This is a genomic window from Paenibacillus allorhizoplanae (assembly GCF_927798215.1).
In the GTDB taxonomy this organism is placed as follows: Bacteria; Bacillota; Bacilli; order Paenibacillales; family NBRC-103111; genus Paenibacillus_E; species Paenibacillus_E allorhizoplanae.
The window spans coordinates 198,707-221,730 of the sequence record NZ_CAKMMW010000011.1 but is presented as its reverse complement, the minus strand read 5'-3'; the positions used below and the strand labels follow the sequence as shown (position 1 = coordinate 221,730).

General features: G+C 46.4%; 18 protein-coding genes and 1 riboswitch. Of the genes, 10 read left to right on the top strand and 8 right to left on the bottom strand.

Features of this window, described 5'->3' with window-relative positions:
- Positions 1-624: 624 nt before the first annotated feature.
- Together sdaAB and sdaAA are read left to right on the top strand one after the other, a co-directional pair.
- Positions 625-1,305 carry an L-serine ammonia-lyase, iron-sulfur-dependent subunit beta gene (gene sdaAB, locus L6I86_RS19365; RefSeq protein ID WP_236289692.1) on the top strand — a complete coding sequence of 227 codons (681 nt, stop codon included), beginning with the start codon at positions 625-627 and terminating at the stop codon, positions 1,303-1,305.
- Positions 1,302-2,186: an L-serine ammonia-lyase, iron-sulfur-dependent, subunit alpha gene (gene sdaAA, locus L6I86_RS19360; RefSeq protein WP_236289690.1), complete on the top strand. Its 885-nt coding sequence runs from the start codon at positions 1,302-1,304 to the stop codon at positions 2,184-2,186. The genes sdaAB and sdaAA overlap by 4 nt, the downstream gene beginning before the upstream one ends.
- Positions 2,187-2,240: 54 nt before the next feature.
- On the opposite strand, the gene L6I86_RS19355 is transcribed toward sdaAA, so the two are convergent.
- The 5 genes from L6I86_RS19355 to L6I86_RS19335 are packed head-to-tail and all read right to left on the bottom strand — an operon-like array spanning position 2,241 to position 7,331.
- The gene (locus tag L6I86_RS19355) at positions 2,241-3,155 is read right to left on the bottom strand and encodes a TauD/TfdA dioxygenase family protein (protein ID WP_236289688.1); all 915 of its coding nucleotides are present in this window, start codon (positions 3,153-3,155) and stop codon (positions 2,241-2,243) included.
- Positions 3,156-3,180: 25 nt separating this feature from the next.
- Positions 3,181-4,524: an LLM class flavin-dependent oxidoreductase gene (locus L6I86_RS19350; RefSeq protein WP_236289687.1), complete on the bottom strand. Its 1,344-nt coding sequence runs from the start codon at positions 4,522-4,524 to the stop codon at positions 3,181-3,183.
- Between the two features lie 24 nt (positions 4,525-4,548).
- Positions 4,549-5,385 carry an ABC transporter permease gene (locus L6I86_RS19345; protein WP_236289686.1) on the bottom strand — a complete coding sequence of 279 codons (837 nt, stop codon included), beginning with the start codon at positions 5,383-5,385 and terminating at the stop codon, positions 4,549-4,551.
- Positions 5,378-6,256, bottom strand: coding sequence for an ABC transporter ATP-binding protein (locus L6I86_RS19340; RefSeq protein ID WP_056609282.1), 879 nt, complete (start codon positions 6,254-6,256; stop codon positions 5,378-5,380). The genes L6I86_RS19345 and L6I86_RS19340 overlap by 8 nt, the downstream gene beginning before the upstream one ends.
- Positions 6,257-6,290: 34 nt before the next feature.
- Entirely contained in the window at positions 6,291-7,331 is a 1,041-nt protein-coding gene (locus L6I86_RS19335; protein WP_236289685.1) for an ABC transporter substrate-binding protein, read from the bottom strand.
- A gap of 145 nt (positions 7,332-7,476) precedes the next feature.
- On the opposite strand from L6I86_RS19335, the gene L6I86_RS19330 reads away from it, so the two are divergent.
- The 4 genes from L6I86_RS19330 to L6I86_RS19315 all read left to right on the top strand — a co-directional run bounded on the left by L6I86_RS19330 (position 7,477) and on the right by L6I86_RS19315 (position 14,723).
- Positions 7,477-8,727 (top strand): helix-turn-helix domain-containing protein, encoded by a 1,251-nt coding sequence (locus L6I86_RS19330; protein WP_236289684.1) that lies wholly within the window; start codon positions 7,477-7,479, stop codon positions 8,725-8,727.
- Between the two features lie 80 nt (positions 8,728-8,807).
- Positions 8,808-10,865 carry a molybdopterin oxidoreductase family protein gene (locus tag L6I86_RS19325; protein WP_236289683.1) on the top strand — a complete coding sequence of 686 codons (2,058 nt, stop codon included), beginning with the start codon at positions 8,808-8,810 and terminating at the stop codon, positions 10,863-10,865.
- A 53-nt stretch (positions 10,866-10,918) separates the two neighbouring features.
- Positions 10,919-11,152, top strand: coding sequence for a hypothetical protein (locus L6I86_RS19320; RefSeq protein ID WP_236289682.1), 234 nt, complete (start codon positions 10,919-10,921; stop codon positions 11,150-11,152).
- A gap of 178 nt (positions 11,153-11,330) precedes the next feature.
- A complete protein-coding gene (locus tag L6I86_RS19315; protein ID WP_236289681.1) occupies positions 11,331-14,723 on the top strand; it encodes a cadherin-like beta sandwich domain-containing protein in 3,393 nt (1,130 codons plus the stop codon).
- Positions 14,724-14,795: 72 nt separating this feature from the next.
- On the opposite strand, the gene queF is transcribed toward L6I86_RS19315, so the two are convergent.
- The 3 genes from queF to L6I86_RS19300 form a co-directional block, all read right to left on the bottom strand.
- On the bottom strand, positions 14,796-15,293 hold the full coding sequence (gene queF / locus L6I86_RS19310) for a preQ(1) synthase (protein ID WP_236289680.1): 498 nt from the start codon (positions 15,291-15,293) through the stop codon (positions 14,796-14,798).
- Positions 15,294-15,303: 10 nt separating this feature from the next.
- Positions 15,304-15,347: riboswitch (PreQ1 riboswitch) on the bottom strand.
- 91 nt (positions 15,348-15,438) lie between these two features.
- Positions 15,439-16,425: a Gfo/Idh/MocA family protein gene (locus tag L6I86_RS19305; RefSeq protein ID WP_236289679.1), complete on the bottom strand. Its 987-nt coding sequence runs from the start codon at positions 16,423-16,425 to the stop codon at positions 15,439-15,441.
- Positions 16,422-17,432 carry a Gfo/Idh/MocA family protein gene (locus tag L6I86_RS19300; RefSeq protein WP_236289678.1) on the bottom strand — a complete coding sequence of 337 codons (1,011 nt, stop codon included), beginning with the start codon at positions 17,430-17,432 and terminating at the stop codon, positions 16,422-16,424. The genes L6I86_RS19305 and L6I86_RS19300 overlap by 4 nt, the downstream gene beginning before the upstream one ends.
- A 189-nt stretch (positions 17,433-17,621) precedes the next feature.
- On the opposite strand from L6I86_RS19300, the gene L6I86_RS19295 reads away from it, so the two are divergent.
- The 4 genes from L6I86_RS19295 to L6I86_RS19280 all read left to right on the top strand — a co-directional run bounded on the left by L6I86_RS19295 (position 17,622) and on the right by L6I86_RS19280 (position 23,022).
- Positions 17,622-18,467: a helix-turn-helix domain-containing protein gene (locus tag L6I86_RS19295; RefSeq protein ID WP_236289676.1), complete on the top strand. Its 846-nt coding sequence runs from the start codon at positions 17,622-17,624 to the stop codon at positions 18,465-18,467.
- Positions 18,468-18,656: 189 nt separating this feature from the next.
- Positions 18,657-20,771 (top strand): hypothetical protein, encoded by a 2,115-nt coding sequence (locus L6I86_RS19290; RefSeq protein ID WP_236289675.1) that lies wholly within the window; start codon positions 18,657-18,659, stop codon positions 20,769-20,771.
- A 247-nt stretch (positions 20,772-21,018) separates the two neighbouring features.
- Positions 21,019-22,044: a zinc-dependent alcohol dehydrogenase gene (locus L6I86_RS19285; protein WP_236289673.1), complete on the top strand. Its 1,026-nt coding sequence runs from the start codon at positions 21,019-21,021 to the stop codon at positions 22,042-22,044.
- Positions 22,045-22,062: 18 nt separating this feature from the next.
- Complete coding sequence (locus L6I86_RS19280; RefSeq protein ID WP_063795445.1) at positions 22,063-23,022, top strand: ABC transporter permease; 960 nt, start codon at positions 22,063-22,065, stop codon at positions 23,020-23,022.
- Positions 23,023-23,024: the final 2 nt, after the last annotated feature.

Here is a 23,024-nt window from a genome sequence, read left to right as displayed (position 1 = left end):
GACACAGGAGACGCTATCTGTGAGTAATCGAGGTTTGAAATTTCTAACGGACACAGGAGACGCTATCTGTGAGTAATCGAGGTTTGAAATTTCTAACGGACACAGGAGACGCTATCTGTGAGTAATCGAGGTTTGAAATTTCTAACGGACACAGGAGACGCTATCTGTGAGTAATCGAGGTTTGAAATTTCTAACGGTCACAGGAGACGTTATGTGTGAGTAATCGAGGTTTGAAATTTCTAACGGACACAGGAGACACTATCTGTGAGTAATCGAGGTTTTGAAATTTCTAACGGTCACAGCAGCCTCTATTCGCCAGAAACCAGACATTAAACAGCACTTTATACCACAATAACGCCTGTGGTGTCCGTTAGCTTCCCAATAAAGCCATTCCGGCAGGATTAACGTACATGGTGTCCGTTAGCGTAGCAATCCTCCGACTCGCATCCCAAAAAATGCCGCAAAATGGCGATCCAATGTCCTACATTAGGCGACTTAACTAAGGCCCCAAGTAAACACATAAATTTATTTATATAGTCGATTTAAAGACTTGTCTTTTATATGTCCCGTTTCATACAATAGGAGAAGATAGTAAGTAACACCTTAGGATTGGAGCGCTGTGTGATGCGTTTTAAAGATGTATTTTCCATCATCGGCCCCTCGATGATCGGTCCCTCCTCCTCGCATACCGCGGGTGCGATTCGTTTGGGACGCGTCGCCAGGCAGCTGCTAGGCGAACTGCCGCTTAAAGCAGAGATCACGTTATACGGATCCTTCGCGGATACGTATCGAGGGCATGGCACGGATCTCGCGCTGGTTGGCGGGATTTTGGATTTTGAGACGGATGATCCACGTATTCCTCAAGCGGCAGATGAAGCGGAAGCGTTAGGCGTCGCTGTAGCTTTTCATATTAGTAAAGATAAGGCCGACCATCCGAACACGGTGGGTATTGTACTTACCTCAGAATCGAGGAAAGTCAGCATGAGAGGGGCCTCGATCGGTGGAGGCAATGTAGAAATTATTAATGTTGATCAATTTGACGTGAAATTCACAGCGAATTATCCGACATTGGTCATTTCACATCATGATCGGCCAGGGATGATTGCAGATATTACGACGCTGTTAGGCAGCAATCTAATCAATATTGGATTTATGGATTTGGATCGGAAAGGGCGTAATCGAGAAGCGATGACGGTCATTGAGACGGATGCATCCATTCCAGCTACTTTAGTTGAACAAATGTTGCAGTTGCACATGATCACCGACGTTAGAAAAGTGGACCTTGCAGAAAGAGGTGACTCATGAGATTCCGGACATTAAAGCAACTTGCCGAGGTATGTGCAGCGGAAGGTTTGACCATTGCGGAAGTGATGCTGGCAGATCAAAGTCACGAATCAGGAAAACCGCCTGAGTATGTGTTCGAAAAGATGCGAGCGTATTATCAGATCATGAAAGAGGCTGTGGCCAAAGGCCTGACCGAGGACACGACATCGCGAAGCGGGTTAACGGGGAAGGATGCGCAGCGTGTCGCCTCCTATCTCACGACAACGGAGGCATCGCTCGGAGAAGAGGCTTGCAAGGCGATGGCTTATGCCCTAGCTGTATCAGAGGTTAACGCATCCATGGGACGAATTATTGCGACGCCGACAGCGGGCTCATGTGGGATCATTCCAGGTGTGTTTATCAGTTCACAGCAGCGTTTTGGCTGGGAGGATGATCATCTGGTGAAGGGGCTGCTATGTGCGGGTGCGATTGGGTATGTGATCGCCAACAATTCTTTCGTTTCGGGTGCGGAAGGCGGATGTCAGGCCGAAGTTGGCTCTGCGATCGGGATGGCGGCTGGTGCACTCGTTGAACTGCGCGGCGGTACGCCAGAACAAGCGATGCATGCGGTAGGGCTTGCGCTCAAGAATACACTCGGACTGATCTGTGATCCTGTCGGCGGACTAGTGGAAATTCCTTGCATCGTGCGCAACGGCTTCGGCGCGGTTAACGCCATGGCGGCGGCCGATATGGCATTGGCTGGTGTCAGATCGGTGATCCCTTCCGATGAGGTCGTCCAAGTTATGTACGAGGTGGGCACAGCCATGCCAGAGAAGCACCGGGAAACGGCTAAAGGCGGCTTAGCGCAGACACCGACTGGGCGCAAAATTATGAAGGAACTGAACCTGAATAGGAAGCAATAGCAGCTATGCAAATAACCGCCCCCTCAATCATGAGGGGGCGGTTATTGTCATATACTAAGATGCATTCGGCTGCTTTTTGCGTGTAACGCTTTGTCGACCATCAATGCTAACAGGGATATCCCCATCTACAGTAACTCGGCGCACAATGCGATGTTGATCGCCATAATCATTAATCGCATAATGCTGAGTCGCTCGATTATCCCAAATCACAACATCGCCAGCCGACCAGCGCCAACGAACGGTATTTTCCAGCTTGGTGATGTGCGATTGAAGAAGCGCAATTAATTGCGCAGAATCGGCAGAAGAAAGGCCAAGTATTTTCTTGGCAAAATGCCCAAGCACCAAGGTGCGCTCACCCGTTTCTGGATGCACACGAACGAGAGGATGTTCCGTTTCATAAACGGTTGAGGCAAAAACTTCCCGATGATGCTGCTTCGCGGAGTCTGATACTTGCGGACGATGCGCAGCATAGTCGTAATCATTACTATGTAGTGCCCAGAGCTGATCGACCAGATTGCGAAGTTCGGCTGGTAGGTGCTCATACGCAGCAGCTGTATTCGCCCAGACGGTATCTCCGCCAGAGAGCGGCACAACGACGGCACGGAGGACAGATGCTTGTGGATAAGCATCTACGAAGGTTACGTCTGTGTGCCAGGAATCAGCTCTACCTCCATGATTGGAGTCCAACTCTAGTACGTAGTCGGTACCTTGTTTAATAGGAACCGTAGGATGAGCGACAGGAGCACCTAACAAGCGCGCGAATGCTTCTTGACCAGCATCATCCAGCTGGTGCTGTCCACGAAAGAAAAGCACTTTATGCTGCAATAAGGCTTCTCGGATTGCTGAAACCGAGTGAGTGTCCAATTCAGCATGAAGGCTTACTCCTTTAATTTCTGCGCCAATTCTTCCTGCAATCGGCAATACCTCAATGTCCCCAGCTGTTTGCTTAACTTGTTCATTTGTACTCATCGTCTTGGCCTCCAATATTATAGTTTTATGCGCCTTCTACGGCAACAGTCGCATACTGGTTAACAGGTCTTGCAAGTCCCAAATGCCCCCGAAGTGTGGAGCCGGAATACTCAGTTCGGAACAAGCCTCTGCGCTGCAGTTCTGGAATGACAAACTCTGCGAATTCTTCGATCCCTGCAGGTAAATACGGCGGCATCACATTAAAGCCATCACTGCCCCCATGAAGGAACCATTCTTCGAGTTGATCGGCAATTTGGATAGGGGTGCCAGCGAATGTGCGATGCCCACGACCGCCAGCTAGGCGGTGAAGCAGCGCGCGAATGGTTAAATTCTCACGTTGTGCGAGGTCAACGACAAGCTGAAAGCGGCTTTTATTGCCGTTGATGTCGGACAAGCTAGGAAGCTCCGGTAACGGACCATCCAAGGGATAGGAATACAAATCGACGCCTAGCATATTTGACAGCTGATTGAGACCATATTCAGGAACAGTTAATTCGTTTAATTGTTGCTCTTTCTCTTTCGCCTCAGATTCGGTCCTACCGATGATGGGGCAGATGCCAGGCAGTATTTTCAACTGCTCAGGAGAGCGGCCATACTTCACTAATCGAGCTTTGACATCGGAGTAAAATTGCTGGGCTTCGATAAGGGTTTGCTGTGCAGTAAATATCGCCTCAGCGTATTGCGCAGCGAATTCTTTGCCATCCTCAGAAGAACCGGCTTGAACGAGCACAGGATACCCCTGCGGAGACCTAGGAATATTCAAGGGACCGCGAACTTTGAACGTGTCGCCGACATGATTGATCTCTCGGACTTTACTCCGATCCGCGAAGGTGCCAGACTCCCGATCGATGATGAGAGCTTCATCTTCCCAGCTATCCCACAAGCTGGTTGTGACATCTAAGAATTCTTTCGCTCGCTCATAGCGCTTGCTGTGCTCTAAATGGGTATCTTTGCTGAAATTGCTGGCTTCAAAGGAGCTGCCCGACGTAACAATATTCCATCCAGCGCGACCTTTGCTGATATGATCCAGCGAAGCAAATTTACGGGCAACATGAAACGGTTCGTTATACGTCGTGGAGACGGTACCAATCAGTCCAATATGCTCCGTAACAGCGGCTAACGCCGATAGTAGAGTAAAAGGCTCGAGGCCGACAAACGCGCCATGCTTAATATTTTGACTTACGGCCAACCCATCTGCGAGAAAGAGAGAGTCGAACTTCGCCTTTTCCGCAATTTGAGCGATCCGTTGAAAATATCGAATATCGGTTATGTTCTCAGGCTCTGTATTCTGATGCCTCCAAGAAGCTTCGTGATGTCCAGTATTCATGAGAAAAACATTTAAATGTAGTTGTCTTTTGGATTGACTCATCGTCATTCACGCCACCTTTTTCGTTTATTCGCTGTAAGTTTGCTTCCAGCCGGTCAATCTTTTCTCAAGCGTAACAAGTAGGAAATTAATAATGACACCAATTACGGAAATCGAAATAATACCTGCGTACATGTTCGTAATCTGGAAGCTGAATTGTGTGTATTGAATTAAGTACCCCAGGCCAGATTTGGCTCCGACCATTTCAGCCGCGACAAGTACGAGTATAGAGCTTGCACCTGCCTGGCGAATGCCTACGAAAATTGTGGGAATTGCAGCAGGGATGATAACCTTGCGAAATAGTTGGATCGAAGACAATCCCATGGAACGAGCCGATTTAATTAAAAGGGGGTCCACATTTTTCACACCACTGATGGTGTTCAGTAGAAGCGGGAACGCGCATGCATAGAGCACGATGGCGACTTTAGAGGTTTCACCTAGCCCCAATAAGAGGATGAATACGGGTAGAATAGCCAATGCTGCTGTATTCCGAAGCAACTCAAGCAAAGGATTGAGATACTCGGAGACGGGCTTCCACCAACCTATTGCAAGTCCGAGGGGAATACTGAGCAATATGGCTAACAAGAATCCGCCGAGAGAGCGCGATAAGCTTGCAGTCGTATGCTCACCTAGATCACCGGAAAGCAGCAGTTGCCACCAGGCCGTAGCGATTTCGGAGATCGGAGGGAAGAATGTGGCATCGACGAGCCCGAGGCGCGGGGCAAATTCCCACAAGAGCAGCAAGGCGATAATCACAATGCTGTTTTTAAATGCTTTTCGCAGCTTTGTTACGATCCAACCGATGGCATCAAAGCTTTCCTTTCTACCCAAGATCAGGGCTTTACCTGCATTTACACTAGCCATTGATAACGCCTCCTTTTATCACTGATTTACTAGGCTCAAAGCTATCCAAGGTCTTACTTTTCTCTTGTTCTTGCGCTCTGCTTACTTCATCTTTAAGTAAATCCCATACTTCATGCCGCAGCTTGACGAAATCAGGGTTAGATCTCAAATCCTCTTCACTTCTCCTCGATTCAAAAGGAATATCAAGCACTGTCTTAATTCGCCCAGGACGCGAGGTCATGACAGCCACTCTTTGCCCCAAATAAACCGCTTCTTCGATACCGTGTGTGATAAAAATAATCGTTTTCTTCGTGGCTTCCCAGATGCGCAATAATTCGCTTTGCAGTGTTTCTCGTGTTTGTGCATCAAGTGCTGCGAAAGGCTCATCCATCAGCAGCACTTCAGGGTCATAAGCTAAGCTTCTTGCGATCGCAACACGCTGCTTCATGCCGCCGGAAATTTCGTGGGGATATCTATTTTCGAAGCCGGATAGGCCCACTAACTGAATAAACTCTAAGGCGATTTTGCGTCGTTCCTTACGAGGCACGCCCTTGGCCTCCAAGCCAAATTCCACATTGGCAAGTGTTGTTTTCCAAGGGAATAAGGCATACTGCTGAAACACAATCCCTCGATCAAGATTAGGCCCTGTGATGGGCTTCCCATCTAGTAGAATTTGTCCGCTGCTAGGCTTCGTTAACCCTGCGAGGAGGTCCAACAGTGTGGATTTACCGCAGCCGCTGGGCCCAACAATGACCATGAATTCTCCCTGTTTGACGTCCAAGTTAATATCCTGTAAGGCGGAGATGGGCTGTGAATCTTCTTTCAGGTGCCCCAAGTTTCGCTGAATACGAAACGATTTCTGCACATGCTGAATGCTAATTTTAGCTGTCATTGACTTGCCTCCTTCACGTTTTCTTTAGTGATGTTTACTTTTTCTCATTGACAAAAGGGTTAAATTCATTTGTATATAGGCCTTTGACACTCAACTGTCCCTCTTTAATCACACCTTCGTTGACAAGCCAATGGATCCAGGTATCGAATTCTTTGTCAGAAATGAGCCCTCCTTTACCTGCAATGCCCGTACTTTTCCAGAACTTAACGGTAGATGCGTCTTCTTTGCGATCGCGTGCGTTGATGATTTTTTCATAACGAGCCACGACTTCGGTCTGAGGTGTTGTGCGAGCCCATTCAATGGCTTTGGCTGTCGCTTCAACAAATTTATGAGCGGCATTGGGATTGTTCTTGATGAATTTGTCGGTCAAAACATAGCTTCCAGCACTAAAATTGCCAAATAAATCTTTATCTTTGAATAAAGGCTGAATGCCGCCGCGTTCCAGCGCTTTATCACGAAGGGTGCCTCCAAGTGCAGCTACATCAATTTGTGCAGCACGCAGTGTTTGCTCTGATGTCACCGGTGGAACGACAACCAAGGTGACTTGCTTAATTTCCTCAGCTGTAAGTCCGGCTCTGTGCAAATACTCCTTAATGACGAATTCATGATGTGCGCCTAACGTATTTACCGCAATTTTTTTGCCGATAAGATCCTTTGCTGTTTTAATCGGACTGCCATCTAGCACGTAATATCCAGTCCACGTATTATCATCGACACCATAGTAAGAAATAACGGGCTTAATTGGTGCCTTCGCAGCGATCAGTTTCACGATGGCACCATTGAAGGCTCCGCCAAAATCCGTATCACCGGTTACGACTGCTTGAATATCTTGCGGACCGCTAATGGTATTGCCAATGAACTTTAACTTCAAGGGTGCGAGGTAGCCCAAATCTTCAGCTAATTCGGGATATGTAACGGAACCGACGCTACCTTGATAGCGAAGCTCAGAAACTTCTGGCGTCTGGCCTTTTGCTGAAACGGTTTGATCTTTGTTGCCACAAGCGGATACGACGAAGGATGAGGCAAGAACGAAAGATAAGGCTGTCACATAACTTCTTTTCAATGGTATGGTCATAATCCAATTCCCCCTTACGATAATTTCCAATCCTTAAACTTATAATTCCTATAGACTTACTGTGTATTGGTTTATATAATGAAATATACGATTACACCCATTTTCTGTCAATAAATTGGCGACACATGAACAGGAATGACGATGAATGACCATTATGAACCCAATCGAGGTGACTTTGATGTCCATGCAGCGATTCAATCTGATACCCTTGCAGGAAGCGATTGATATACTCGGTGTTAGCCGTTCGACCTTTGACCGGTGGCGTAAATTAAAGCAACTTCCTTTTGTGAAAATTGGCAAAGAGATCTTAATTGATAAGAAAGAATTAGAGCAATGGGTACGTCTCCATGCGGTTAGTCTACAAAATCCTGTATTTACAGCAGGAGCATCGTCTACCGTATCTACGCAAGAAAGCCCAACATTAACGGTTGGTTATCAGAGTGGAACAGCTCACATGTGGACATCTCTCATCATGAAAGAGCTGGGTTGGTTGGAAGAGGAGCTTGCCGCAGCCAATCCAAGTCGTGTGGTTCAGGTGAAATGGTTCGATGGTGCTAACGGAGCGGTGCTTCTGCAAGGGATGGTAGGCGGCAGCATTCAGATTGCGTCGTTGGGAGACTATCCGATTGTCCTAGGTGCTTCGCTGTGTCAGACGTTCCCGGCTTTTAAACCTGTTCTAATTGCTTTTGATGGTAAAACCTCCGGTGGACAAGGGATTTCGCTCATTTTACGCAAAGGGCTGGAGCCCAGTGATATTTCGGAGATTTGTGGTTGGTCACTCACGTCGGCCGCACAATCGAGTGCAGGTAGACGGTTATCGAAGTTGCTCCAATCACTGGGAGGGGGCGGAGATCAGGTCATTCACAAAGAAATGGATGAGAGTATGGCGGGGATTGTAAAAAGGAAAATTGCAGGATGTGCCATGTGGGAGCCTTATATCTCTTTGGTTAACTATCACGGAGTCGGCAACGTGCTTTTTCAAGAAGGTATTGGGGAAGATTACCTTACGGGTGTCGTCGCAGACGAGAGGTGGGTTCATCATCATGAAGGAGATACCATCGCTTATTTGAAAGCACATCTCCGAGTACACGCCTTTATTCGCAATGATCCCGATGCAGCGGCAGAGCTGATTTCCCGAATTAAAGGGATCCCCGTGGAGATTGCCGTTGCCATTATGACCAAAGTCAGATGGGACGCTTCATTTTATACAAAAGATATGAATTCGCTCGCACAGTTGTATCAAGAGAATGGCGCTGTACACACGTCCACATTATCCAAATTACAGGACACTCGTTGGAATGGTGACTATTTACAGCAAGCGATTAAGGCTTTGAACCTACCTCAATTGGATCGTCATCCGTTAGAGGGAGATTGGTCAGCTGAACAATTGTACTAAAATTACACGGTTTCACTTCCAATCCTTTTCGGTATATAGTAAAGAAATGATGTATGTGGAAGGGAGCTACGAAGAAGATCATGCGCACAACAATGACGACCACGATGACGGAAGAACAACAAGGTATCTTTCCAGCCGTTTGCCCACTGGACTGTCCAGATCAATGCGGTTTACTGCTTCATAAAGAAGACGGGAAGATTGTTAAAATAGAAGGAGACCCTGATCACCCCGTGACACAGGGAGCCATATGCAACAAAGTTCGCAACATGACGGCACGTATTTATGATGATAAAAGGCTGCAGTATCCCATGAAACGAGTCGGCCCCAAGGGGGAGGAGGCCTCTTTCCAACGGATTTCCTGGGATGAGGCATTGGACACGATCACGAGTCGCTGGAAAGAATTGATTGCCTCGGAAGGCCCAGAAGCCATATTGCCATATAGTTTCTATGGCAATATGGGACGGATTGGCACGGAAGGCATGGATCGTCGCTTCTTCCATCGGATGGGCGCCAGCCGGCTGCTGTACTCGATTTGCGAATCTGCCGGCACCGAGGGCTATAAATACACGATGGGCGGCAGCTATGGGACCGATCCCGAGGATACGGTGCATGCGAAGTTGATCATCATGTGGGGTATCAATGCGGTCAGCACGAACATGCATCAAGTGATGCTGGCCGAGAAAGCCCGCAAGAACGGCGCACAAATCATCGTGATTGATGCGCATAAGAACCAAACAGGTCGCTGGGCGGACTGGTTCATTCCCATTTTGCCGGGAACGGACGCGGCTCTGGCACTAGGGATGATGCACATTCTATTCGCAGAGAATCTGACGGATCAGGCTTTCCTAGAGCAATACACGCTAGGGTATGAGGAGCTAAGGGAGCATGTGAAGTCATATGATCCTGCCAGCGTATCCGAGATTACAGGTGTGCCTGTCGAGGATATTTATCGCCTTGCTCGTTTATATGGTGAGACATCCCCTTCCTTTATTCGTATAGGGAACGGGATTCAGCATCATGATAACGGCGGCATGTGCGTACGGACTATCGCTTGCTTGCCTGCTCTAACAGGTCAGTGGCTGCATCAAGGCGGCGGCGCGATCAAAGGGAATGGCGCCTACTTGGAGCATAATTTGCCAGCCTTGCAGCGACCGGATTTGCGTAAGAAGGAAGCGCGTCAGATTAATATGAACTTGCTTGGCAGCGCTTTGCTCGAGCTAGATCCGCCAATCCATGCGTTATACGTGTATAATTCCAACCCAGCGTTGGTCGCTCCCCATGCGAACAAAGTGAAAGAAGGGCTGGAGCGAGAGGATTTATTCACCGTCGTGCATGATCTGTTCCTCACGGAAACAGCCAAGTATGCGGATATTGTGCTGCCAGCGACGTCCTCTTTTGAAAACACAGACTTCTATCGCTCCTATTGGCATCACTATGTGCATCTTCAGCTCCCTGTGATTGCGCCTTATGGTGAGAGCAAAGCGAATGTGGATGTGTTCCGACTGCTTGCTTCGATGATGGGCTACGAGGATGAAGCGCTGCGGGACAGCGATGAGGATATGGTTCGTCAAGCTTTGTATCATCCTGGCAATCCGGCTATAGCTGAAATAACCTATGATGCGTTGTTGGACACAGGATTCATGAAGGCGGCGACTACTCCATTATTTCCTGGGAAACTTCGGACGCCTAGCGGCAAAATCGAACTCTATTCGGCCGACATGGCGAGTAAGGGCTTTCCAGCGCTTCCAACGTATGTGCCGCTTGCTGAGGTCAGTGATTTGCCATTTATGTTCATTCCGGCGCCGAATCATAACTTCTTGAATTCAACTTTTGCTCATAACGAAAAGCATGTTCGCATGGAGAAAGTGCCGAAGCTGCATATGCATGAAGACGATGCATCGGCTTTAGGCTTGGCTAGCGGCGATCTCGCACGTGTGTGGAACGAGCGCGGCGAGTGTGAACTGGTCGTTATGGCTGGTCGCGATGTGCAGCGTGGAGTAGCTGTTAGTCAAGGTTTGTGGGCTGATAGCCCGGGCAGCAAAACTCGTGTGAACGTATTGACGCCAGATCGTGTGGCAGATATGGGCGGTGGGGCAACCTTTTTCTCGGGACGGGTAGGCGTGGAAAAGTTGACTTGAGCTTGAACCTTTGGGCGCGGGGCGGCATACGGTACATCAGGAGATGATGTCTTATGCCTATTCAGCAAAAAGCTTACGCCTTAATCGGAAGGCCCGTTGGTGTTTCCCTGTTGGATGGTACCGGGGTATCTGGCATTCTGTGCAGTGTACAAGGCGGCTCGATCTACGTCATTGAATATTTATACCATACGCAATTCGCTACGAAGCACTATACGTTTAATCAAGTGAGAGATATTTTGCCGTACCCGCAATGTCCGCAGCCGTATACACCACAGCCTTTGTACTAAGATAAGGTAGATGAATGAACTTGAACCGATCCTTCTGGGATCGGTTTTTTTGCGAAAATCCGAATTTAGTCACTCCCGAACCTAAATAAATGACAATTCAATCGAGAGGAAAGCATGTATCATCATTTATGTATACGCTTACAATCATATCATTTAAAGGATAAGGAGTTTTGCTAGAATGAAATTTTACTTCGTACAAAGAAAGCTAGCGATGATGCTCATGTTTACCATGATATTGTCGTTGCTCCTTCCTGTAGCAGGGATGGCAGCAGATCTTGAGGTTGAAGTTATGAAACTTCCTCCTGCGGCGGATGCAGCAATTGCGTGGAAGAGCGGGGATACAGCCACGCCAACGCTCGCGGATACGAACTATGATAGAAGGAATGGTTCAACGGACGGACTTTTCAGTATCTCTTCAACAAGTACGCAAAAGAAATACATGTATTTTAAATTTGATGTGACGGAAACTTTAGACCCGAGCTATAAATTTATTTTGCAAGTATCTGCTAAATTAGGAACCAACCTGACGACAGCGGATTTTCAAGTTTTCGGATTAAACGACAATTCGTGGCAGGAAAATACGCTTACGTGGAACAATGCTTCTACCCTTCAAAGAGATCTTCAGCAAATGGATCAGGTCGGTCAATTTACGATTACTACCTTAAATGGCGCTAAGCCGATTTATCATGACATTGATGTCTCTGACTATGTGAGACAACATTTAACGGATGGCATTGTATCCTTTGTGGTTGCAGATTCGCTATCTTCAGGGAAATCAGTCAACATCTATTCCAAAGATAATACCTCTGTCTCTAATCCGGAAACGCAGCTTCTTGTGAAGCGCATGGTGCAAAGCGACACTACGCCGCCACAATGGCCTGCAGGTGCTGCCTTAAAGTCAATTAATCTCGGTACAGACTTTGTGCAGCTTGTTTGGCCAGCAGCAACAGATGATAGCTCCGTAGGAAACTATAAGCTTTACCAAGATGGTGCACTAACAGCGACCATTACGGGCAGTAACACGTATACGGCTCAAGGATTGACACCGAATACTAGTGTAACTTATGCCGTATATGCAGGAGACGTAGCTGGAAACTACTCTACAGAACCTTTGACTTATAACACAACAACCTTGTCAGCGCCAGTTACGTCGATTCCGATTGCCGATGTAAATGCGAGCAGCAGTGACGGGAATGTGGAAAGCAACACATTAGATAATAACTTATACAGTCGCTGGTCAGCATCAGGTGATGGTCAGTATATCATGTTTGATTTAGGTCAAACCAAACGAATTGGCTATGTAGGTATCGCATTTTATAAAGGTGATCTGCGCTCCACTCGAATCGATATCGAGACTTCCAATGATGCTATAGCATGGACAAATGTATGGAGTGGAAGCAGTCGTGCGACCACAGCGAATATGCAAGCTTTTGATATTCCTGATACGGATGCTCGTTTCGTTCGTGTCATAGGACATGGAAACTCAGATGGCAGCACGTTTACCAGCTTAACGGATGTCATGATCTATGCACCCTATCTAACAGGCGACACGCCAGTTGCCATAGTACCGAACATTACACCAACTGCTCCTCCAGGGACAGTTCCTTTCACCAAAGCAGGATTAACGAATCCAGATGGCACTGTACATGCGCTGCATACACCGAACCCTGTCACAGGAGCAACCCTAAATGTAACTAGTTATGGTGCGGATCCTACAGATAATGCGAATGATGACCGTGTTGCGATTCAAAATGCCATTAATGCCGCTTCTCCAGGAGACGAAGTTTACCTGCCAAATGGTGTGTATAATCTAATCACATCACCTGATGGATTTGTGAATTTGAAGTTGAAGTCCGGCGTGAATTTACGTGGTGAAAGTGAAAGTGGCACAATATTAAAGTCGAGCATCGATGATATTAAAAATAGTTCTGTTGTAAAATCATCGAGTCAACATGATATTAAGGTTTCTAACTTGACGATCACATCGACTTGGAATCGTAACTTTTCGTTAGAGCATGCAACGAATAATCCCGATGCAGGTGGTCCCGATAGCAGCATTGCTGTAGCTAACTATGGAGAAATGCCATCCTATAATGTGACGATTGATCATGTTACGGTGGAACGTTTTAGACGGATGGCTATCCGTATTGAGAACAGTCATGATGTGGTTGTTCGCCACAGCACATTCCGAAATGCAACAGATCTAGGTGGAGGCGGAGCAGGTTACGGAACCTCCATTCAAGGGATGCCAAAGGTAGATAGACTTGGTTTCGACAATGATACGTATTGGAATGTTGTTGAAGATTCAACGTTTGAAGGACCGTATTTACGTCATGGTTCCCTAATCCAAAATGTCGCGCACAATAACGTTTTGCGTAACAATCATTATATGAATACCAAATTAGACGCCATTGATCTTCACGGTGAGTTGGAATATTTAAATGAGGTGTATGGTAACACCATTGAGAATATTTTGACAGGCGGAGGGGTAGGCCTTGGGAATACGGGGGGAACAGCTCCTTCTAATCATAGTAAATCTGGCCCAAATAACCACATTCATGACAATGTGATCCGTAATTCGCGAGAAGGCATTGTTGTCACGATGGGTACGCCAGATACGTTGATTGAAAACAATATTATCGAAAATACAACATCGGTCGAAAATGCAGTAGGTATCAATATTCTAAATGGGCCGGGAACTCGCATCGTTAATAACATTATTCGAGATAATACGGCGTCTAATTATTGGGGCATTTTGCTGGAGCATGATAGAGGGGATCAGAATGCTAACTTTATCGGCGCTGGTGACCCTCAGAATGTGCAAATTGAAGGAAATGTCCTTACTGGAAATACAAATGGCATTCAGTTACAAGCTGGCGCTAACATTTTGGTAAATAAAAATCACTTAAACAATTTGGGTACCAATTATGATAAGGCAGCTGGCGTTACTGCGACAGAGGTATGGCCTTCTACAGACAGTTCGTTAAGTGGTTTGGAGGTAAATGCTGGTACATTAAGCCCGGCATTTGATCCAGTAGTGACGGAGTATGTGTCTTTTGTTCCAAAAAGCACCTCTGAGATTATCATTACACCAATAACAGGAAGCGGCGAGGCTACTTTGACCGTAAATGGTGCTCCAGTTGTTAGTGGATCACCTTCCAATGCCATTCAACTGCAGGTTGGTGAAAATGTCATAGTACTTGTCGTTACCGCAGAAGATACAACGACGAAGACTTATCGACTAGTGGTAACGCGTTTACTCTCAGACAATGCGAATTTAAGTAACCTAACTATCGACGCGGGTATGTTTGTATTTAACCCTATGCTAACAACCCAAACGGCCAATGTATCTACTGGGAATTCTAACATACAAGTAACACCAACCACATCAGATAGATCAGCTACTGTGACCGTAGATGGAGAAACTGTTGCAAGCGGCTTTCCTTCTCAAACAATCAAATTGCATCCTGGTGCGAATGAAATTGTTATTGTCGTTGCCGCAGAAGATTCGTCCATGAAGTCTTATCACTTAACGGTCATCCGTGGCAAGGACAAAGACAAGGATAAATAAGATTGAAAAAAGCTTGATCAATCCCAATACATTACTGGGGGTTGACCAAGCTTTTCTCATTCCGCTAGTATCTTAGCGGTTATCAATTTTCTCTGGATATAGATCGTGATTCATCAAGCGATGCTCAGCCATGGCTTCGTACTTCGTACCCGGTTGACCCCAGTTACAGTAAGGATCAATGGAGATGCCGCCGCGAGGCGTGAACTTGCCCCATACTTCGATATAGCGCGGATTCATCAAATCGATGAGATCATTCATAATAATATTGACACAATCCTCGTGGAAATCACCGTGATTGCGGAAGCTGAATAGGTAAAGTTTCAGGGACTTGCTTTCCACCATTTTGATCGTAGGAATATACGAAATGTAGAGGGTAGCGAAATCCGGTTGTCCAGTTACAGGACATAAGCTTGTGAACTCCGGGAAGTTAAATTTGACGAAATAAGCCCGATCGGGGTGTTTATTATCAAATGCTTCCAAGAGTGTAGGGTCATAATTGAAAATGTATTTCGTGCCTTGATTACCTAAAAGGGTAATCTCTTTCAAGTCTTCGTTGCTTCTGCCTGCCATCGGTAATCCTCATTTCATAGTTTTTTAGAGAGGGAGTTTGCGAACCTCTTCTTTTCTTTAAAAAATGTATCATACTCCGCAGGAAAAAGCATCTTTGGGCCGAGTGGCAATTATTACTGACTTGCGCCTATCATCGAACTCACGCTTAAAGCAATACGGGTTGTCCCAGAGCCACGGATTTGTAACCCGCTAAGGCAACAACAGTTGAACGTAAACCATCTTCTCCCGTAATCGGCACCTGTTCGCCATTCAACAATGCTTGAACAAATGCTTTGACTAAGTAAGCATCCATGGAGTCACCCCAGAAATTCCATTGGCCTTTCCCATTATCTAAGCTATATAGCTCATTTTTTTGAGCAAAAGCATCGATGGAGAGTGTTCCTTTCGTACCCACAATCGTCATCGTCACATCTCCCCAAGTAGGGAAAGCGGCATTTCGAGACCAGCTTGTATCTAAGACGCCGATTACCCCATTAGCGAATTTAACATGGACCATACCCGCATCATCGATCTCTAACTGTTCATTGAATAATGTAGCAGCGTAGGCATAGACTTCTTTCACTTCGGATTGGGTCATCCAATTCATCAAGTCCATGACATGTACGGTATGATCTAATAAAGCACCGCCGCCGGATAGCTCGGATTGAAGGAACCAACCGGAAGGGAGTGAGCCGCGATTGGTTCCCTTTATGGCTACGATCTCCCCGATTTCGCCCTGCTCGATTGCCTCCTTGGCTTTAACGACCGAGGCCAAATAGCGGCAAGGAAATGCCGTCATCAACTGAACACCGTTTTCTTTACAGGCGGCAATCATGGCTTCCATTTCTGAGACCGAAACGCCAAGCGGTTTTTCACAAAGCACGTGTTTGCCGGCTTTCGCTGCTGCTATCGTGATCTCTGCGTGATGCACATTTTCGGAACAAATGACAACAGCATCCAGATCCGTGGCGAGTAAATCCTGATAATGCGCATAATGAGGCAATCCATATGCAGCGGTTACTTTTTCCACGCGGCTGTGACTCTCGTCTGCGAAACCCGTGACTTCCACCTGCGAGATCGCTCGTAGTGAATCCAAATAAGAGTATGCATGGCCGTGCGCGAAACTGATCATACCTACTTTTAATTTCTTCATACTGTTTCCTCCTCAAGCGTTGAGCTCGTCTTCAGTTGGACAGATTTCCCCGTGCGAACTGATTCCAGTGCAGCCATCGTAATTTCTAGTGCTTTATAGGCATCATTCGCAGTAACGATGGGCTCACTTCCATCTCGGATGCACTGAATGAAATGTGCAATCTCCAAATCATAAGGACTTGCGTATCCCGGACTTTGCGGAACTTCCGCGAAACGTCGGCCTTCTGAATCGGAAGGGGCTTTGCAGATGTGCAGGGAACTGCTTTTTTGGCTGTCGCTGCGGATAATGCCTTTGCTGCCTGCAATTTCCACGGCGGTTTGGAACGGTCCTTGGTACCCCCAGAAGGCTTCCACGTTGGCAACGGCTCCATTTTCAAAAAGAAGAGTAACTAGCGCATAATCAATGTCATTGACACGTTGGTTCAAGCCATATACGGACTTCACTTCGCCAACAGCCCAACGTAGAAAATCAATATCATGGATCATGAGATCGGTAATGACGCCTCCGCTTTTCTCGAAATCTTTGAACCATGGTCTGACATCACCAGGGTGTGAACCGATTCGTTTGGCATGAATGACGCCGACTCGTCCTAACTTGCCCTCATCGATGGCTTGCTTCATTTGTACATATTCAGGGAAGAATCGAACGACGTGTCCGACAAACAAGTGGACGCCGTATTGCTCGCAACCTTGGATCATAGCTGCTGCATCCTCTAAATTAAGGGCAAGTGGTTTCTCGCATATCACATGTTTGCCGGCTTGTGCCGCTTTTAACGTATATTCCTTATGTAAGTAGCTTGGCAGTGTCACACTGACGACATCGAAATCAGCATCGTTCAGCATGGTTTCAAAAGATGTAAAAGCAGGTGCCCCTGTCGTAAGGGAAAGTGCTTGGGCTAGCTCGATATCCAGATCGCATACACCTGTCAACTCTACATCAGGCATATTGACATAGCTGAGGGCGTGTACATTCCCCATCCCCCCGCAACCAACGATCGCTATTTTCATGCCAAATTCACTCCTCATATTATCGTATGAAAATATGTAACTAAGTAATATGATATAGGTATTGTGAGGTAGCGTATATGCGGACATTTATTCAGTTTATATCCAAATTTGTCATCTGTGAAAGCGCGGTGTTTGAGTGTCATGAATATTTATCAAGAACCAATCCCTTATCAGAACCCCTCATTATGCATGAAAGTGTGGCGATTCACCCAATCAGGGGCAGAAAGGGAGTACGGAAATACCTGGCATTATCATAAAGAGATTGAATTCATTTTAGTTGAGCAAGGTATCCACGAAATTCAGACACCGAATCAAGTCTACTCGCTCAAAGCCGGGGATGTGATGCTAATCGGCTCCTCCCAGCTGCATAGAGGACGCAAAATAAGCGATAAGGACCTCGTCTATATCGTTCTTCACATTGACCTCCAGCCTTATTTTGATCCAGCTATGATGAGGTATTACCGAGATTTTTTGGAGATTTTTCATCCGTTAGAAGCACTCAATTACATTTTCCAAGAAAATGAACAAGTGAAGAAAGAAATTGCCAGGATTATTACGGATACCCATGATGAAGTTATGGGAACCAAGAAGGGGTATGAAATTGCGGTTAGCATGCACATCAAGCATCTACTCTTAATGCTGCTTCGCCATGATAATCGGGATCTGTTAACGACTCATGGCAATGTGGATGGGGATGCGGATATCATTCGGTCACTTGTTGTTTATGTGGACGAGCATTTGACGGAGAAGATTGATATGGGAGAGGTCAGTCGAATCGCTGGCATGAGTTACTCGTACTTTTCGAAATATTTCAAAAAGAAGATGGGAACTTCATTTATCGACTATGTCAACCAGAAACGTATTTCAAAAGCGGAGCGGCTGCTCGTTACTGAAAAACGCAGTGTGAACGAAATCGCAGAGTCGGTTGGAATAGGAAATATGGCGCATTTCTATGAGTTGTTCAAACGATTCAACGGCTGTACACCTAAACAATATCTGCACAAAATGAACGTAAGCGACAGCAAATTTGAATAGATCGATGCTTGTAGAAAAAGGTTGACAACAAAGTGAAATTATTGAATTATGAACTTGAAAACAAATCTGAAACAAACCACATGAGATTGAATTCAAGGGAATAGGTTTTATTAGTGAACTAGATGGGAATCAGAAGGGGATTTGAAAAATTCGCATCGAAGGCAAAGTGAAGTGAACGGAGGCCATAGGATGATCCAACTATCAAATCTGGAAGAGTTATTAGCGTATCAAGTTAATACGATTAAGGATGGGCAGCTTGTCTATGTGGATGGGTATTATCAAAAAGGAGACGGTGGCTCCAAGCTAGTTCGTTGGATGATTGGCAGCACCGAAGTCGACAACGGCGGCACGATTCATGATCCTAGACATGGCGGTAGCGGCAGATGGAAGACCGTGCATAACGGGGTAGGTGATTTTCGGTGGTTTGGCATTGTGGACGCGACCAGGGATGCAGATGATGCCTTGGATGCGATGGTGAACGATGTATCGATTCACCGGATCGAATCGCATTCAGATCTTAACTTTGTCAGACGTCATACGTACGACCGAAGTCATATTGAACTCGATTTTGGAGGTCATCGTGTCACAACGGTCGGAATCGAGCTGAATGCGAAGAGCAATCCATTCGGAGCTGTTATTTTTTTTCAGGGGAAAGCAACGGGGGAAACACAGACCCTTACACTCTCTGTTGATCTTCCAGAGCAATCCGATGTGCTGGAGGTGCTGGATACGGCTTCTTTTGAGGTGGAAGACTGGTGGATAGCGAGGATCCAGAATCACCCGGAAGGCTATGCGCAGCGAGAGCTGGATTATATGTTGCAGGTCACAGAAATCATAGACGATAGCCATATTCGTGTGAATTATAAGCTCGGGTGGACGCTTGCTGCGGGAAGGGAAATCACGTTCAAGAAAATGCATCCTGTCTTCCGCAGTCACATCAGGAATATGAATTTTATCGGTGTTTCTGTGCCTGACAATGGATCGACCAGCGTAAAGCCATCTGAGGATTGGGATCAGATCGGATCGCATCCCATTGCCTATGAATTCGCTGTAGCTTGCAATGTTAGCGACGTCATAGCCACGAAGGTTTTCTGGCCGGTCATTGAGCGGCGTTACTGTACCCATTTTGTAACGGAGCGTTGCAGGCTAATGAACCCAGAGGAAGTGATTTGGGGAGGAACCGGCTACCTGACGCAGCAACTCAACGTGTTGTACGGTCATGTCCGAGATTGTCATACCAGCAACGCCCGTCACTTAAACGATTTCACATGTGGAGCTTATTGCATGGTGGAGAATTGCCATGGTGACGGCGATGAACATGGTTCTTTTGTCACACATGGCCAATACGAGCATGATCTCACGTATATTGGGAATTCGGGTTTATTGTCGTTTGCCAATAGTGGTACAACATGGGGGGATAGTGCGAAACGGATCACCGTGAAGAAACACGTTGCCTCGCGTGTAGTTGCGCACAAGCGAATTACGGATCTAACACTGGAAGATGTTCATGCTGTCTGGAAAGAGGGATTGGTGGACTCCGGTACGATTTGGGCCAACGCAGATGGGCTGCAAATGCGAGGCTGTACGGCTGACACGATGCTTACACTTTCGCAGAGCTCATCACGTTCACAGCGAAGTAATCTTGCGGATGGTTGTTCCTTTGGGATGACGAAGGGGGCCGAAATTGCGCGTCTACCCGATAATACCCAAGTCGGTTTTCGCCCAGTTCGGACGGATTTCACGATGCAGAACTGCCAATTTCACAACGTTGATGATAATTCCCTAGGTAGTATTAACAAACTAGTTTTGATGAATACATGGTTTAAAGGAGCTTCTCCAGAGGCAAAACCCATACAAGTTTGGTGTCCTGAAGTGGTTATGCAAGGTGGGGGTTGTGAAAATAGCGGTATGATTTTGATGGGCGCATTTTATCCCTATGAGAAAGGTACAAGTGACCAATCCATTACGGTTGATGGCGGCACGGTGTTCAGTGGGACGAATGCAGCAAAGGCCTATTTGAAACGCGGAGACGTGTCAGGAATCATAACGTGGGTGATCGGCGAGTGCAAAAGCTCAGCAATGGATGCCAAGATGGCGCATTTCAGCATACATAACGGCCCAAATAAAATGAGAGCGATAGGTTCTCGTTTATCTGGAGGCAAGTATGAGATTGCGGAGGGAGCGTTCGGCCATGATTCCTATTTACTTATGTTGGCATGTGTAGAAGAAGGAGTCGATAGATCATCTCTTCCAGTTGAATCGGATAGGGTGAGACATAAAGAGGGAAACATCATAATTAAATAACCATTGGAGCCTGTCTTTTCATAGACAGGCTTATTTTATGTCATATTCATGTCATGAAATGGAGAAAGAATGGGTGACTTATGTTAGATTAACTAACACTGTAAGCGATTCCAAATTAAAAAGTTATTGACAACATGTATGTCAGCTATTTATAATAAAAAACATCAGAAACAAACCACAACGAACTTAAGTAGTCGTTGTGGTGTACTTTACAAATTAGAAATAAACCAGAAAAGAGGTAGGGGTTATGAAAGCAGTAAAGGGCATCAATGGGTCAGCACAAGTGTTGGAGCTTCCGAACCCGGAAATGATTCCTCAATTTGTCAAAGTGAAAACGGAATACTCTGTCGTTAGCGTTGGCACCGAGCTAATGATGATAACTAATAATGGGGATGCCAATTTAGGTTACAGTGCCAGTGGCATTGTTACGGAAATAGGGGAAGGGGTTATACACGTCATCCCTGGACAACGAGTAGCTTGTTATGGAGTGCCAGCCCATAGGGAACTCTTGCTTGTACCCAAGCATTTGGTCGTACCTGTGCCAGAAGGCGTGACTCAGGAGGAAGCCGCATTTGTCGGTATTGGTGCCATTGCGATACATGCCTTACGTCAAGCTCAACTAAGCTTCGGGGAAACAATTATCATCGCAGGGCTTGGCATACTTGGGCAAGTGATCGCCCGTATTGCACATGCAGCGTCCTATAAAGTGATTGGTTTAGAATTAATAGAGGAGCGCTGCCGAACGCTTGAGGCTATTGGAGCCATAGCCTGCCGCACCAAAGATGAGCTTCAGAAAGCTGTAGAGTCCGATCCTGCTTGTAAAGGTGCAGATGCCGTTATGCTTTGTGCGAGCAACCGGAAGTTTAGTATGATAGATGATGCAATTGGTTGGCTGCGGGACCGCGGTCGCGTTGTGATCGTCGGGGATACAGGAACGGAATTTGATCGGGATCTGCTATTTATGAAAGAAGCGAGTGTTCATATTTCACGTGCGGGCGGTCCTGGTCGCTATGAGGAAACCTATGAGCAGCAAGGGGTCGATTACCCGATAGGCTATGTTCGTTGGACGGAAGGCAGGAACATGGGGGAGTTTTTACGTTTGATCGCACAGAAAAGGATTGATATTCAATCGTTGATTACCAATGAGTGTGCACTCGAAGAGTTACCCACCATGTATCAAAGCTGCTTTGAAAAGCCGCAGAAATCGATGGGTATTGTCGTGCGATATGAACAACCCAATCCCGCCGGAGTAGCAGATTCCTTTAACAATTAATAAAGGAGGTGATGGGGTATGCGAGCAAGTGTGAAGTCGATATCCGGTGAACACATAGGAAGAAGACGAATGACCACGCATGTTTGGAAAACGTTTCTCCGATACAAATGGTTGTATTTACTTATGGTTCCGGGGATCGCGTATTACATTATTTATCACTATGTGCCGATGTTCGGACTCGTGATTGCGTTTAAGAAGTATAACCTCATGAAGGGATTATGGGGAAGTGAATGGGTTGGCTTCGATAATTTTCGAACGATATTCGCTTCGCCAGAATTTCCTAGTCTAGTTCGAAATACGCTGCTGATCAGTGTGTATCGTATTTTGTTCAACATGCTGCCTGATGTGATGCTGGCACTTATTTTAAATGAAATTCGTGCTCCTTGGTTTAAAAGGATTGTACAAACGATCACTTATGGGCCTCATTTCTTATCGTGGATTATCGTGTACGGTCTTGTGTTTTCATTCTTTGCGCCTGGTGCGGGGCTAGTCACGACGTTCTTTCGAGATATGGGTTGGGGAGAACTAGATGTGTTGACCAACTCGGACTATTTCCGTTCCCTGCTAGTGACGTCAGATATTTGGAAGAGCACTGGTTTCGGAGCCATTATCTATTTGGCGGCACTGGCCTCGATCAACCATGAATTATATGAAGCGGCAGTTGTTGATGGCGCAGGTCGATGGCGGCAATTGTGGCATATTACGCTCCCAGGTATTCGTGAAGTGTTCATCTTACTGTTAATCTTGCGAATCGGACATATTATGGATGCTGGTTTCGAACAGGTATACATATTCCTGAACGCACGCGTTTACGATGTGGGGGATATCCTTGATACATGGATCTTCCGCCGAGGTATTGAACAAATGGAATTCAGTGTGCCAGCGGCTATGGGCGTATTCAAATCAGTAATCGGTCTAGTGCTCGTTATTGGAGCGAATAAACTGGCCAAAAAAGTCGGCGGGTCCGGCATCTGGTAAAG

Excerpts from the sequence above, each read along its gene's own strand:
- L6I86_RS19315 (WP_236289681.1), top strand. The coding sequence starts at position 11,331 with ATGAAATTTTACTTCGTACAAAGAAAGCTAGCGATGATGCTCATGTTT.
- sdaAA (WP_236289690.1), top strand. The coding sequence starts at position 1,302 with ATGAGATTCCGGACATTAAAGCAACTTGCCGAGGTATGTGCAGCGGAA.
- L6I86_RS19290 (WP_236289675.1), top strand. The coding sequence starts at position 18,657 with ATGATCCAACTATCAAATCTGGAAGAGTTATTAGCGTATCAAGTTAAT.
- sdaAB (WP_236289692.1), top strand. The coding sequence starts at position 625 with ATGCGTTTTAAAGATGTATTTTCCATCATCGGCCCCTCGATGATCGGT.
- L6I86_RS19330 (WP_236289684.1), top strand. The coding sequence starts at position 7,477 with ATGACCATTATGAACCCAATCGAGGTGACTTTGATGTCCATGCAGCGA.
- L6I86_RS19285 (WP_236289673.1), top strand. The coding sequence starts at position 21,019 with ATGAAAGCAGTAAAGGGCATCAATGGGTCAGCACAAGTGTTGGAGCTT.
- L6I86_RS19305 (WP_236289679.1), bottom strand. The coding sequence starts at position 16,425 with ATGAAGAAATTAAAAGTAGGTATGATCAGTTTCGCGCACGGCCATGCA.
- L6I86_RS19350 (WP_236289687.1), bottom strand. The coding sequence starts at position 4,524 with ATGAGTCAATCCAAAAGACAACTACATTTAAATGTTTTTCTCATGAAT.
- L6I86_RS19340 (WP_056609282.1), bottom strand. The coding sequence starts at position 6,256 with ATGACAGCTAAAATTAGCATTCAGCATGTGCAGAAATCGTTTCGTATT.
- L6I86_RS19300 (WP_236289678.1), bottom strand. The coding sequence starts at position 17,432 with ATGAAAATAGCGATCGTTGGTTGCGGGGGGATGGGGAATGTACACGCC.
- L6I86_RS19355 (WP_236289688.1), bottom strand. The coding sequence starts at position 3,155 with ATGAGTACAAATGAACAAGTTAAGCAAACAGCTGGGGACATTGAGGTA.
- L6I86_RS19320 (WP_236289682.1), top strand. The coding sequence starts at position 10,919 with ATGCCTATTCAGCAAAAAGCTTACGCCTTAATCGGAAGGCCCGTTGGT.
- L6I86_RS19280 (WP_063795445.1), top strand. The coding sequence starts at position 22,063 with ATGCGAGCAAGTGTGAAGTCGATATCCGGTGAACACATAGGAAGAAGA.
- L6I86_RS19345 (WP_236289686.1), bottom strand. The coding sequence starts at position 5,385 with ATGGCTAGTGTAAATGCAGGTAAAGCCCTGATCTTGGGTAGAAAGGAA.
- L6I86_RS19295 (WP_236289676.1), top strand. The coding sequence starts at position 17,622 with ATGAAAGTGTGGCGATTCACCCAATCAGGGGCAGAAAGGGAGTACGGA.
- L6I86_RS19325 (WP_236289683.1), top strand. The coding sequence starts at position 8,808 with ATGCGCACAACAATGACGACCACGATGACGGAAGAACAACAAGGTATC.
- queF (WP_236289680.1), bottom strand. The coding sequence starts at position 15,293 with ATGGCAGGCAGAAGCAACGAAGACTTGAAAGAGATTACCCTTTTAGGT.
- L6I86_RS19335 (WP_236289685.1), bottom strand. The coding sequence starts at position 7,331 with ATGACCATACCATTGAAAAGAAGTTATGTGACAGCCTTATCTTTCGTT.